Raw genomic sequence first — 11,484 nt, forward strand, 5'->3', positions numbered from 1 at the left:
GATCGACACCCCTGCGCGGATCGCGCAGGGGTGTCGCAGGTTTCGGTCAAGCGTTCTCGAGGACGAGGGGGTAGACGCCGTTCTCGTCGTGCACTTCCCGGCCGGTGACCGGCGGGTTGAAGACGCACACGGTCCGCATCTCGGTCCGGGGGAGCACCTGGTGCTTGTCGTGGTCGTTGAGCAGGTAGAGCGAGCCGGGACGCAGCTCGTGGCGCTCACCTGTCGCCTTGTTCACGACCTCGCCCTCGCCTTCCACGATGAAGACGGCTTCGATGTGGTTGGCGTACCAGAAATCGTTGACGGTGCCGGCGTACAGCGTGGTCTCGTGCACCGAGAAGCCGACGCCCTCACGTGCCAGGATGATGCGCTTACTGCGCCAGTTCTCGGTCTTGATGTCGTCGTCGGTGTCGGTGACGTCGTCGATGGATCGAACGAGCATGCTGGTTTCCTCTCGAATGTATGGCGATGAAGCGGGCGTGCGCAGATCAGTCCAGAGCGTCGGTGGCAGCGTTCCGCAGTAGCGACAGGCCGCGCGTCAGCTCGTCCTCGCTAATGGTCAGCGGCGGCAGCAGCTTGATGACCTCGTCGCGCGGGCCCGACGTCTCCACCAGGAGGCCGGCGTCGAACGCGTTCCGGCAGGTCTGCGCCGCCTTGTCGGGGTCGGCGAACTCCAGGCCGCGGATGAGCCCGCGACCCTTGGCGGTCAGTTCGCCCTCCGGGTGCTTGGCCACGATGCTGTTGAGCGTCGCCTCGACGAACGCACCCTTGGTCAGGGTGGACTGCTCCAGCGCGTTGTCCGACCAGTAGGTGCGGATCGCCTCGGCAGCCGTCACGAAGGCCGGCGCGAATCCGCGGAACGTGCCGTTGTGCTCGCCCGGGTCCCACACATCGAGCTCGGGACGCAGCAACGTGAGCGCCAGCGGCAGGCCGTAGCCGCTGATCGCCTTGGACAGGCAGATGATGTCCGGCACGATGCCGGCTTCCTCGAAGCTGAAGAAGCCTCCGGTGCGACCACAACCGACCTGGATGTCGTCGACGATCAGCAGGATCTCGTGCTTGTGGCACACCTCGGAGAGCTGACGCAGCCACTCCAGTCGCGCGGTGTTGACGCCGCCCTCACCCTGCACCGTCTCGACGATGACGGCGGCCGGTTTGTTCAGCCCGGAGCCGCTGTCGGAGAGCATGCGCTCGAAATAGACGAAGTCGGGGACGTCTCCGTCGAAGTAGTCGTCGTACGGCATGGGCGTGGCGTGCACCAACGGTATGCCGGCGCCGCCGCGCTTCATCGAGTTGCCGGTGACCGCGAGAGCCCCGAGCGTCATACCGTGGAAAGCGTTGGTGAAGTTGACGATCGACTCGCGACCGGTGATCTTGCGAGCAAGCTTCAGAGCCGCCTCCACCGCGTTCGCTCCACCCGGCCCGGGGAACATGACGGTGTGGTCCAGTCCGCGAGGGCGCAGGATCTGGTCGGTGAAGGTGGTGAGGAAGTCTTCGCGCGCCGTGGTGAGCATGTCCAGCGAGTGCACGATGTTGTCCTCGGTCAGGTAGCGCAGCAGCGCTTCCTTCAGGATCGTGTTGTTGTGCCCGTAGTTCATCACGCCGGCGCCGGTGAAGAAGTCGAGGTACTCCTCGCCCTCGGGCGTGTAGAGGAAGCTGCCCTTCGCGCGCTCGAACGTCGCGGGCCACGTGCGGGAGTAGCTGCGGACGCCGGACTCCAGCGTCGTCGTGTCGGCGGTCACGGTCATGGAGAATCCTTCGGTCGAATCGACTACGTGCCAGGCGTTTTCCCGGCACGGACGTCGCGATCGCGGTCGCGGCGATGTGGCATGTGGTGAACTGCGTGGACGCTCAGCGCAGCGGATGGATACGCAGCAGCGGCTCGCCGGCGTGACCGTCGGGGAAGTGCGCTGCCGGGATGCCCTCGGACCAGGTCAGCTCGGCGTCATGCTTGCGGGCGATGCTGGCGAAGAGCGCGCGTGAGGCGTCGTTGGTCTCCTCGACCGTCGCCTCGAGCGCATCGATGTCGGCGGTCGCGACGAGGTGCTCGATCATGTGCGCGGCGACGCCGCGGCCACGCTGATCGCCGCGCACGGCGACCTGCCAGACGAACAGGTGCTTCGGCCGCTCCGGGGGCGCGTAGCCCAAGACGTAGCCGACGATTTCGTTGTCGGACAACGCAACTCGGCAGGTGGAGGCGAAGTCGCGCGCCATCATCAGATAGGCGTACGAGGAGTTGAGGTCGAGTTCGCCACCATCTCGGGCGACGGTCCACATGTGGGCGCCCTCGCTCGGCTTCGGCGCTCGGATGGTCAGCGAATGGGTGTCGCCGGATCGTGTGGGGTGCGCTCGCGCAGAGCGAGCAGCGTGCTGTGGGGAGGAGTGTGGTCTGGTCGGTACTTCTATTGGTATCGGCATGACTGGCCTCGACGTTATGTCCTGACCGAGCGAAGTCAACCTGAGTCCGCCGCAAGATGCCGTGAACGAATCGTGTTGCGAGCACGCATTTTCCGCGGGCTGCCGTGGATAGATCGGTTTCTGCGGGGACCGTTTCGACCCCGCTGAAGTCCGTCTCAAAATATGAGACGAAAGACATGCATGTGATTCCAGGGCCGTCGTCGGCCGGGTGGTTCGACGGCAGTGCGGAGTCCCTGCCCGCGACCTGACTCAACCGCGGTGGCGCCCCGGCTACGCTTCCGGCATGACGGTTGCGGTGCGTGTTATCCCCTGCCTGGACGTCGATGCCGGCCGGGTGGTGAAGGGTGTCAATTTCACTCAGCTGCGGGACGCGGGTGACCCGGTCGAGCTGGCCGAGCGGTACGACGCGCAAGGCGCGGACGAACTCACCTTCCTCGACGTGACCGCGAGCTCGGCGGGCCGGGAGACGACATACGACGTGGTCGGCCGCACCGCGGAGCAGGTCTTCATCCCGCTCACGGTGGGTGGCGGCGTGCGGACGGTCCAGGACGTCGACCGGCTGTTGCGTGCCGGCGCCGACAAGGTGGGCATCAACACCGGAGCCATCGCGCGACCGGCAGTGATCGCGGAGATCGCCGAGCGGTTCGGATCCCAGGTGCTCGTGCTGTCCGCGGATGTGCGCCGGTCCCAGCACGGCAATTTCGAGGTCACCACGCACGGGGGGTTGAAGTCCACCGACCTGGACGCGCTCGAATGGTGTTCTCGTGCCGCGGAACTCGGTGTCGGTGAGATCCTGCTCAACTCGATGGATGCGGACGGCACCAAGGACGGCTTCGACCTCGAGTTGATCCGTGCGGTCCGGGCCGAGGTCGACGTGCCCATCATCGCCAGCGGTGGAGCCGGCCACCCGGAGCACTTCGTGCAAGCGGTCGAAGCCGGTGCCGACGCGGTCCTGGCAGCGTCGGTGTTCCACTTCGGCGAGCTGACCATCGGCGAGGTGAAGGACGCGCTGCGCGCGGCCGGTCACGAGGTCCGCTGATGGCAACGGGTCCGTGTCGGTGGACCAGACCTTGTGCGCGAGCCGCCTCGGCGGGCCTGCGCCGGTGACGACGCACCCGAGCACACCGGAGACGGTCGCCCCGTGTTCGCTCGTGCGGGTCGAGCCGTCGCTCTGGCGGCGTTACCGCCGCGTTCGGCTGGCCGCTCTGCAGGAGTCGCCACGGATGTTCGGTTCGTCGTACCAGCGCGAGATCGCGTTCGAGGAGTCCGAATGGCGCCGGCGCGCCGCGCGCGTCGCGACGTTCCTGGTGGAGCGCGGCGGCCAGGACGTCGGAATGGCCGGGGTCTACCGGTTCGACACCGGATGGTGCGTCATGGGGATGTGGGTGCACCCGGGTGCGCGCGGCTGCGGTGCCGTCGACGCGCTGCTTCGTGCGTGCGTGCAGGTCGTGCGAGAACACGGTGGGACCGAGATCTCGCTCCTGGTGATGGCGGACAACCCGCGCGGCATACGTGCCTATCAACGCAACGGGTTCACGCTGACCGGCAGGCGGGAGGTCGCACCGGACGGACGGGCCGAACTCGTCATGGCCCGGGGTGTCTGAGGTTCGGTGTGGCGCGCTGGGGCGGTTCGGTGTGCATCGCTCGCGACTTTCGCGGTCTGAGTTTCAGAAGCCCAGGGGCGCGGCGCGGAACGCCGCGACATCGGTGTCGGACCCGTCCAGCTGCACGTCGGCGACGGCTGCTCGCCCGAAGATGTGCAACAGCACCTCGCCGGGGGCGCCGGTGAGTACGACGCTGCCGTGGTCGTCCCGCGGGCTGCGCAGGCTGCGTCGTCCGTGGCCGGGGCAGTCCGCGACGACACCGACACGCACGTTGCGCAATGTCAGCCGACCGATCCGCGGTAGGACCTCCCACAGCGCCGCCTGCTCGTCCTGGGACACGTCCCGGCGGATCCCAGGATGGTCACCGGCACGGAGCACGTCCTCATGGTGGATGAAGAACTCCGACAGGTTGGCCTTTGCGTCGACGCCCGGCAGCCCGAACGGTCCGAGTCGCGGCGGTCCGGAGCGCACCTTGTCGACCAGCTCCTCCCACGGCAACGCGGCGACCTTGCGCTGCACGGACTCCAGGTGCGCGGACAACAACGGCAGGAACATCCCGGCCGCCGCGTCGGGGCGTCCCTCGCGCACCACGAGGTGCGCGGCGAGATCGCGGGTGGTCCAGTCCCCGCACAGCGTGGCCGCGTCCGGACCGGTCTCCAGGAAGGCGTCACACAACGAGGCCCGCTCGAGTTGGGCGAAGTTCGGCGTACGGCGGTCCGTGCGATGCTCCATGGGTAGATCATCGCCTACCGCGCGACGCCACACGGCATACGGATCCGGAAAACCGGTGCGGCAGAATGGCGGCCGTGAGTTCCTCCGCTCTCGACCCCGACATCGCCGCCAGGCTCAAGCGCGACCCGGCGGGTCTGGTGCCCGCCGTCATCCAGCAGCACGACACCGGCGAGGTGTTGATGGTGGGCTGGATGGACGACGAGGCGTTGCATCGCACGCTCACCTCCGGTCGGGTGACCTTCTGGTCCCGCAGTCGCGGTGAATACTGGCGCAAGGGCGACACGTCCGGTCACGTGCAGCACGTGAGGTCGGTGGCCCTCGACTGTGACGGTGACACCCTGCTGGTGCGCGTCGACCAGGTCGGGCCGGCCTGCCACACCGGTGCTCGCACCTGCTTCTTCACCGACCTGGCCGCGGTGACGGCATGACTTCCGACGCGGCCGGTATGCCGTACGCGTCCGCTCCGCACGCCGATCTGCAGTGGGGTGCGACCTGGCCGACGCTGCCGCAATTCCTGCATCTGGCCGGTGACGGCCGCCGCGTCATACCCGTCGTGCGCCGGCTGCTGGCCGACGGGGAGACCCCGCTGGGCATCTACCGCAAACTCGCCGGCGATCGGCCGGGCACCTTCCTGCTGGAGTCGGCCGAACACGGCGGAGTGTGGTCGCGGTACTCCATCATCGGCGCGCAGAGTCGCGCCACGCTCACCGAGCAGGACGGCCGGGCGCTGTGGCTGGGTTCGCCTCCGCTCGGTGTGCCGACCGACGGCACACCGACCGACGTGCTGCGCGACACCCTGCGGATCCTCGCGACGCCGCTCATCCCGGGGCTGCCGCCGCTGACCGGTGGCCTCGTCGGCGCCGTCACGTATGACGCCGTCCGGCACTGGGAGCGGCTCACGGACTCGGGGGCCGATCGGTTGCACACCCCGGAGCTTGGGATGGTGCTGGCCACCGACCTGGCCGTCATGGACCACTCCGACGGCAGCGTGCTGCTCATCGCCAACGCGATCAATCACGACGACACCGACGAGCGCGCGGAGCAGGCGTGGTCGGATGCCGTCGACCGGCTGGACACCATGCAGGAGGCGCTGGCCGTGGACGCGCCGAGCACCGTCTCGGTGCCCGAACCGATCGAGCTGACACCGACCAGCACGCACACCCGCGAGCAGTACCACGACATGGTCGAGCAGGCCAAGGAGGACATTCGCTCCGGCGAAGCATTCCAGATCGTGGTGTCCCAACGGTTCTCCGTGCCCTGCAGCGCCGACGCCCTGGATGTCTACCGCGCGCTGCGGGTGGGCAACCCGAGCCCCTACATGTACCTCCTGCGGCTGCCGCACCCGAGCGGCTCGACCTACGACATCGTCGGCTCGAGTCCCGAGGCGTTGGTCAAGGTCACCGGTGACCGAGTGATCACCCACCCGATCGCCGGTTCCCGGCCGCGCGGCAAGAGCCCCGAGCAGGACGAGGACCTCGCTGCCGAGCTGGTCGCCGACCCGAAGGAGCGCGCCGAGCACCTGATGCTGGTCGATCTGGCGCGCAACGATCTGCAGAAGGTGTGCGACGCCGGCACCGTGGACACGGTGGAGTTCATGCAGACCCGCCGTTACAGCCACATCATGCATCTGGAGTCCACCGTCGTCGGTCGGCTCGCGCAGGGCCGTTCGGCATACGACGTGCTCGTGGCGACCTTCCCGGCCGGCACCCTCAGCGGCGCACCGAAGCCGCGCGCGATGCAGATCATCGAACGCCTGGAGGGTGTCCGCCGGGGTGTGTACGGCGGCGTGGTGGGCTACTTCGACTTCGCCGGCGACCTGGACATGGCCATCGCGATCCGGACCGCCGTGCTGCAGGACAACGTCGCCCACGTGCAGGCCGGCGCCGGCATCGTGGCCGACTCGGTCCCGGAGTCCGAATACCAGGAGACCCGCACCAAGGCCGCCGCGGCGCTGCGCGCGGTGGCGGTGGCCTGCGGGATGCGGAGCATCGGATGAGGAGGCGTCGATGATCGGCAAGCGATCGGTCCTGCTCACCGGGGCCCTGGCCGTGATCCTGCTGGTCGCGGCCAACACCCGCACCTGGGTCAACGGGTCGGTGACCGACGCCGTGCTGCAGGGTGCGCACACGGCGGCCTCCGGCAGCAAGGCGTCGCCCGCCCTCCTCGCCGCGGCGTTGGTCGGCGCCGCGGCCGTGCTGGCGACACTGACCACCGGCCGCGTCGCCCGCTGGATCGCTGCGGTGATCACCCTGATCGCCGGGGTGGTGGCGGTCGTGGCGGTCGTCGTCGTGGTGCGCGATCCGGTCAAGGCGATCAGTGACGTCGCCACCACGATGACCGGCCACACCGGAGACCGCCAGGTCACCGCCGATCTGACCGTCTGGCCCTGGATCGCCCTGCTGGGCGGCGTGCTGCTGGTGCTGACCGGGGCCCTGGCGATCATCGGCGCCCGCAGCTGGGCGGGCCTGTCCAGTCGGTATGACGCCCCGACCGCGGCCAAGGCGACCCGGCGTTCAGACTGGGACATGCTCAGCGAGGGCGAGGACCCGACGGACCGCCCGGCACGGTCTGACACAATCGACGACGAATAAGCAGTGCGCAACGACATCGCGATCACGACACCGAAGGAGCAGCGGCTGATGGCCGAAGAAATCCACGAGGACCACGGACACAGCGTCGCCGCCTGGACCACCGTGGGGTTCCTGCTCGCGGCCGCGGTCTGCGTGGGCATCGGGGTGGCCTGGGGTCTGCACCCGCTCTACTACACCGGCGGTGCCTTGGCGATCGTCGGCGTCCTGCTCGGCAAGGTCCTTGCCAAGATGGGCTTCGGCAACCACCACAAGCTGTCTGCTCCGCCGCTGACCCCGCAGGAGCAGCAGGCCGAGGCTCAGTCGCAGCGGGCGTCCTAGGTGTCCACGGTCCTCGACGACATCATCCTCGGGGTTCGCGAGGACCTCGAGGGTCGGCGGCGGCACATCCCGGCGCAGGAGATCGCCCGGGGGGCGCAGGCCGCGGCGGCGCCGCTCGACGCACTGGCGGCCTTCCGCGCCCACGGCCCGGTCAAGGTGATCTCGGAGGTCAAGCGTCGCAGCCCCAGCAAGGGCGATCTGGCGGCGATCCCGGACCCGGCCGAACTGGCTGCGGCATACGAGGTGGGCGGTGCCACCGCGATCTCGGTGCTGACCGAACACCGCCGCTTCGGTGGTTCACTGGCCGACCTGGATGCCGTGCGGGCTCGAGTGCGAATCCCGGTGCTGCGCAAGGACTTCATGGTCGATCACTACCAGGTCGACGAAGCTCGAGCGCACGGAGCGGACATCATCCTGCTGATCGTCGCGGCGCTGGACGACCCGCAGCTGGGTGACTTGTTCCAGCACGCGACCGAGCTGGGGATGACCTCACTGGTGGAGACCCATGACGAGGACGAGATCGACCGGGCGCTTGCGCTGGGTGGTCAACTGATCGGGGTCAACGCCCGCAACCTGAAGACCCTCGAGGTCGACCGGAGCGTCTTCGCCCGGCTCGCGCCGAGGGTGCCCGACGACCGGGTCCGGGTCGCCGAGTCCGGCATCCGCGGGCCGCAGGACGTCACCGACTACGTGGCCGCCGGCGCCGACGCCGTGCTGGTCGGCGAAGCCCTGGTCACCGGCGGCGACCCGCAGACCGCAGTCAGCACGATGAGGGGGATCACCCGATGACTCACAGCAATCCGCCACTGGGTCGTTTCGGCGCGTATGGCGGGCGCTACGTCCCCGAGGCACTGGTCGCGGCACTGGAGGAACTGGACGAGCACCGTCGCAAGGCGATGGCCGATCCGTCGTTCGTCGGCGAGCTGACCGAGTTGCAGCGCAGCTACACGGGTCGGCCCAGCATCATCACCCCGGTGCGGCGCTTCGGTGACGAGCACTGCGGTGGCGCGCAGGTGGTGCTCAAGCGTGAGGACCTCAACCACACCGGTTCGCACAAGATCAACAACGTGCTCGGTCAGGCGCTGCTGACCAAGCGGATGGGCAAGACCCGCGTCATCGCCGAGACCGGCGCCGGTCAGCACGGGGTGGCCACCGCGACCGCCGCGGCGCTGATGGGATTGGACTGCACCGTCTACATGGGCCGGGTCGACACCGAACGACAGGCACTCAACGTCGCCCGGATGCGGCTCCTGGGAGCCGAGGTGGTCCCGGTCGACCACGGCTCACGCACCCTCAAGGACGCCGTCAACGAGGCGTTCCGCGACTGGGTGGCCAACGTGGCACACACCCACTACGTGCTGGGCACGGTGACCGGCCCCTATCCCTTCCCCGAGATGGTGCGCGACTTCCACCGGATCATCGGCGTCGAGGCGCGCGCGCAGCTGCTGGACGCCTACGGCCGGCTGCCCGACGCGGTGCTGGCATGTGTCGGCGGCGGCTCCAACGCCATGGGGATCTTCCACCGGTTCATCGATGACGAGGACGTCCGGTTGATCGGTCTCGAGGGCGGCGGCGACGGACCGGAGTCGGGTCGGCACGCGTCCCGGTTCAGCGGGCAGGCGATCCCCGGCGTGCTGCACGGCGCGTTCACCTACGTGCTGCAGGACGAGGAGGGCCAGACCATCGAATCCCATTCGGTGTCAGCCGGACTCGACTACCCGAGCATCGGCCCGGAGCACTCCTACCTGCGCGACACCGGCCGCGCCGAATACCGGCCGGTCACCGACACCGAGGCCATGGACGCGTTCGAGGCGCTGTCCCGCAGCGAGGGCATCCTGCCGGCGATCGAGAGCGCGCACGCGCTCGCCGGAGCGATGCAGCTCGGCCGCGAGCTCGGCCCGGAGGCCCTACTGCTGGTCAACCTGTCCGGTCGCGGTGACAAGGACGTGCACACCGCGGCCCGATGGTTCGGATTGCTCGAGGACGGAGACACGCAGGTATGACGAGCACATCGGCCGCCAGCGGCGTCTCCGCGGCCCTCGACCGCGCCAAGACGGAGGGACGCGCCGCGCTGATCGGGTATCTCCCGGTCGGCTATCCCGACGTCGACACCTCCATCGAGGCGATGCTGACGATGGTGCGTGCCGGGGTCGACATCGTCGAGATCGGCCTGCCCTACACCGACCCGCTGATGGACGGGCCGGTCATCCAGACCGCTGCGACCGGCGCGCTGGCCGCGGGCGTGCATGTCCGTGACGTGTTCCGCGCGGCCGAAGCCGTCGCCGGTGCGGGTGCGTCGTGCGAGGTGATGACCTACTGGAACCCCGTGCTGCGCTATGGCGTCGACGCGTTCGCCCGCGATCTCGCCGCCGCCGGTGGGTCCGGACTGATCACCCCCGACCTCGTGCCGGACGAGGGCGAGGACTGGATCGCCGCCAGCGAGGCCCACGGCCTGGACCGGGTCTTCCTGATCGCGCCGAGCTCGACTCCCGAGCGCCTGATCACCACGACGGCCGCCTGCCGTGGCTTCGTCTATGCCGCGTCCCTCATGGGCGTCACCGGAGCCCGGGACGCGGTTGGCGGAGAGGCCGCGGACCTCGTCGGTCGAGCGCGCGCGGTCACCACCACTCCGATCTGTGTGGGTCTCGGGGTGTCGACCGGCGCACAAGCACGTGAGGTGGCCGCATTCGCCGACGGTGTGATCGTCGGCTCCGCACTCGTCGGTACGTTGGTCGACGCCGCAGATCGGCAGACCGGCCTCGATGCGTTGGCCGAGAAGGCCGCGTCGTTGGCCGAGGGAGTGCGCGGGTGAGCGAGCGCAGCGAGCGACCGATCGAGCACCGCACGCATCGCGAAACCCGACGCAGGAGCGGTCCGCGATGACCGCCGAGGCGTCATACTTCCCGAGCCCGACCGTCGGCGTCTTCTGGTTGGGTCCGTTCCCGATCCGCATGTACGCCTTGTGCATCCTGGCCGGCATCGTCCTCGCCGTGTGGGTCACCGGGCGCCGCCTCGGCGACCGGGGTTACCGGCGTGACGTGATCTACGACATCGCCTGGTGGGCGGTGCCCTTCGGCATCATCGGCGGACGGCTCTACAACGTCATCACCTCGCCGCAGCCCTACTTCGGTGAGCACGGCAACCCGTGGGACGCCTTCGCGATCTGGCACGGCGGTCTGGGCATCTGGGGTGCCATCGCGCTGGGAGCGCTGGGCGGCTACCTCGGCTGCCGACGCAACGGTGTTCGCTTCCTCGACTTCGCCGACGCCGCCGCGCCCGGCGTCATCATGGCCCAGGCGCTGGGCCGCTGGGGAAACTACTTCAACAACGAGTTGCACGGCCGGGCCACGAGTCTGCCCTGGCGGTTGAAGGTCTACGAGTGGGACGAGAGCGCCGGGCACGCCGTCAAGGACGCCGCCGGCCACCCGATCGTCGCCGGCTATTTCCAGCCCACCTTCCTCTACGAGTCGTTCTTCTGCCTGGTGATCGCGCTGATCATCGTGGTGCTCGACCGTCGCTATCGGCTGGGACGCGGGAAGTCCTTCTTCCTCTACGTCACGCTCTACCCGGTCGGTCGGATCTGGATGGAGTGGATGCGTGACGACCCGGCGAACCACATCCTCGGCCAGCGCGTCAACGTCTGGGTCTGTCTGCTGGTCTTCCTCGGTGGACTGATCGGTCTGATCGTGTGCTCGCGCCGCCACCCGGCCGGCGTCGGGCAGCCGTCGCCGGCCACCGGTGCCACGGAATGGGCGCACGTACAGGAGTCCGACGGGACCGCGCAGGACGCGTCCGGCGACGCCGGTCCGTCCGCGCGGAGCGCC

General features: G+C 69.0%; 14 protein-coding genes. 10 read left to right on the plus strand and 4 right to left on the minus strand.

What is annotated here, in order from left to right:
- Positions 1-46: 46 nt before the first annotated feature.
- From ACTHL4_RS02485 to ectA, 3 genes are all read right to left on the minus strand, one after another.
- Entirely contained in the window at positions 47-439 is a 393-nt protein-coding gene (locus ACTHL4_RS02485; protein WP_440281153.1) for an ectoine synthase, read from the minus strand.
- A gap of 46 nt (positions 440-485) precedes the next feature.
- On the minus strand, positions 486-1,745 hold the full coding sequence (gene ectB, locus ACTHL4_RS02490; RefSeq protein ID WP_440281154.1) for a diaminobutyrate--2-oxoglutarate transaminase: 1,260 nt from the start codon (positions 1,743-1,745) through the stop codon (positions 486-488).
- A gap of 103 nt (positions 1,746-1,848) precedes the next feature.
- Positions 1,849-2,274: a diaminobutyrate acetyltransferase gene (ectA, locus tag ACTHL4_RS02495; protein ID WP_440281155.1), complete on the minus strand. Its 426-nt coding sequence runs from the start codon at positions 2,272-2,274 to the stop codon at positions 1,849-1,851.
- Positions 2,275-2,698: 424 nt separating this feature from the next.
- Between ectA and hisF the strand changes: the two genes are divergently transcribed.
- Positions 2,699-3,454: an imidazole glycerol phosphate synthase subunit HisF gene (hisF, locus tag ACTHL4_RS02500; protein ID WP_440281156.1), complete on the plus strand. Its 756-nt coding sequence runs from the start codon at positions 2,699-2,701 to the stop codon at positions 3,452-3,454.
- 64 nt (positions 3,455-3,518) lie between these two features.
- Complete coding sequence (locus ACTHL4_RS02505) at positions 3,519-4,019, plus strand: GNAT family N-acetyltransferase (RefSeq protein ID WP_440281157.1); 501 nt, start codon at positions 3,519-3,521, stop codon at positions 4,017-4,019.
- Between the two features lie 63 nt (positions 4,020-4,082).
- On the opposite strand, the gene ACTHL4_RS02510 is transcribed toward ACTHL4_RS02505, so the two are convergent.
- Positions 4,083-4,751 (minus strand): TIGR03085 family metal-binding protein, encoded by a 669-nt coding sequence (locus ACTHL4_RS02510; RefSeq protein ID WP_440281158.1) that lies wholly within the window; start codon positions 4,749-4,751, stop codon positions 4,083-4,085.
- Positions 4,752-4,816: 65 nt separating this feature from the next.
- On the opposite strand from ACTHL4_RS02510, the gene hisI reads away from it, so the two are divergent.
- The 8 genes from hisI to lgt form a co-directional block, all read left to right on the plus strand.
- Positions 4,817-5,179 carry a phosphoribosyl-AMP cyclohydrolase gene (gene hisI, locus ACTHL4_RS02515; RefSeq protein WP_440281159.1) on the plus strand — a complete coding sequence of 121 codons (363 nt, stop codon included), beginning with the start codon at positions 4,817-4,819 and terminating at the stop codon, positions 5,177-5,179.
- Positions 5,176-6,747, plus strand: coding sequence for an anthranilate synthase component I (locus ACTHL4_RS02520; protein WP_440281160.1), 1,572 nt, complete (start codon positions 5,176-5,178; stop codon positions 6,745-6,747). The genes hisI and ACTHL4_RS02520 overlap by 4 nt, the downstream gene beginning before the upstream one ends.
- A 10-nt stretch (positions 6,748-6,757) precedes the next feature.
- Positions 6,758-7,342: a Trp biosynthesis-associated membrane protein gene (locus tag ACTHL4_RS02525; protein ID WP_440281161.1), complete on the plus strand. Its 585-nt coding sequence runs from the start codon at positions 6,758-6,760 to the stop codon at positions 7,340-7,342.
- Positions 7,343-7,345: 3 nt separating this feature from the next.
- On the plus strand, positions 7,346-7,660 hold the full coding sequence (locus ACTHL4_RS02530) for an HGxxPAAW family protein (protein WP_440281162.1): 315 nt from the start codon (positions 7,346-7,348) through the stop codon (positions 7,658-7,660).
- Complete coding sequence (gene trpC / locus ACTHL4_RS02535) at positions 7,661-8,449, plus strand: indole-3-glycerol phosphate synthase TrpC (protein ID WP_440281163.1); 789 nt, start codon at positions 7,661-7,663, stop codon at positions 8,447-8,449. It abuts the gene before it with no gap.
- A complete protein-coding gene (trpB, locus tag ACTHL4_RS02540; protein WP_440281164.1) occupies positions 8,446-9,663 on the plus strand; it encodes a tryptophan synthase subunit beta in 1,218 nt (405 codons plus the stop codon). Before trpC ends, trpB begins: the two co-directional genes overlap by 4 nt.
- Positions 9,660-10,472, plus strand: a complete 813-nt coding sequence (gene trpA, locus ACTHL4_RS02545) for a tryptophan synthase subunit alpha (RefSeq protein WP_440281165.1) — start codon at positions 9,660-9,662, stop codon at positions 10,470-10,472. The genes trpB and trpA overlap by 4 nt, the downstream gene beginning before the upstream one ends.
- 67 nt (positions 10,473-10,539) lie before the next feature.
- Positions 10,540-11,484 (plus strand): prolipoprotein diacylglyceryl transferase (gene lgt, locus ACTHL4_RS02550; RefSeq protein WP_440281166.1); only part of this gene is annotated, 945 nt, incomplete at its 3' end.

The organism is Flexivirga sp. (assembly GCF_051955415.1).
GTDB lineage: Bacteria > Actinomycetota > Actinomycetes > Actinomycetales > Dermatophilaceae > Flexivirga.

Coding starts and splice junctions, on each gene's coding strand:
- ACTHL4_RS02485 (WP_440281153.1), bottom strand. CDS start 439: ATGCTCGTTCGATCCATCGACGACGTCACCGACACCGACGACGACATC.
- ectB (WP_440281154.1), bottom strand. CDS start 1,745: ATGACCGTGACCGCCGACACGACGACGCTGGAGTCCGGCGTCCGCAGC.
- ectA (WP_440281155.1), bottom strand. CDS start 2,274: ATGTGGACCGTCGCCCGAGATGGTGGCGAACTCGACCTCAACTCCTCG.
- hisF (WP_440281156.1), top strand. CDS start 2,699: ATGACGGTTGCGGTGCGTGTTATCCCCTGCCTGGACGTCGATGCCGGC.
- ACTHL4_RS02510 (WP_440281158.1), bottom strand. CDS start 4,751: ATGGAGCATCGCACGGACCGCCGTACGCCGAACTTCGCCCAACTCGAG.
- hisI (WP_440281159.1), top strand. CDS start 4,817: ATGGCGGCCGTGAGTTCCTCCGCTCTCGACCCCGACATCGCCGCCAGG.
- ACTHL4_RS02520 (WP_440281160.1), top strand. CDS start 5,176: ATGACTTCCGACGCGGCCGGTATGCCGTACGCGTCCGCTCCGCACGCC.
- ACTHL4_RS02525 (WP_440281161.1), top strand. CDS start 6,758: ATGATCGGCAAGCGATCGGTCCTGCTCACCGGGGCCCTGGCCGTGATC.
- trpB (WP_440281164.1), top strand. CDS start 8,446: ATGACTCACAGCAATCCGCCACTGGGTCGTTTCGGCGCGTATGGCGGG.
- trpA (WP_440281165.1), top strand. CDS start 9,660: ATGACGAGCACATCGGCCGCCAGCGGCGTCTCCGCGGCCCTCGACCGC.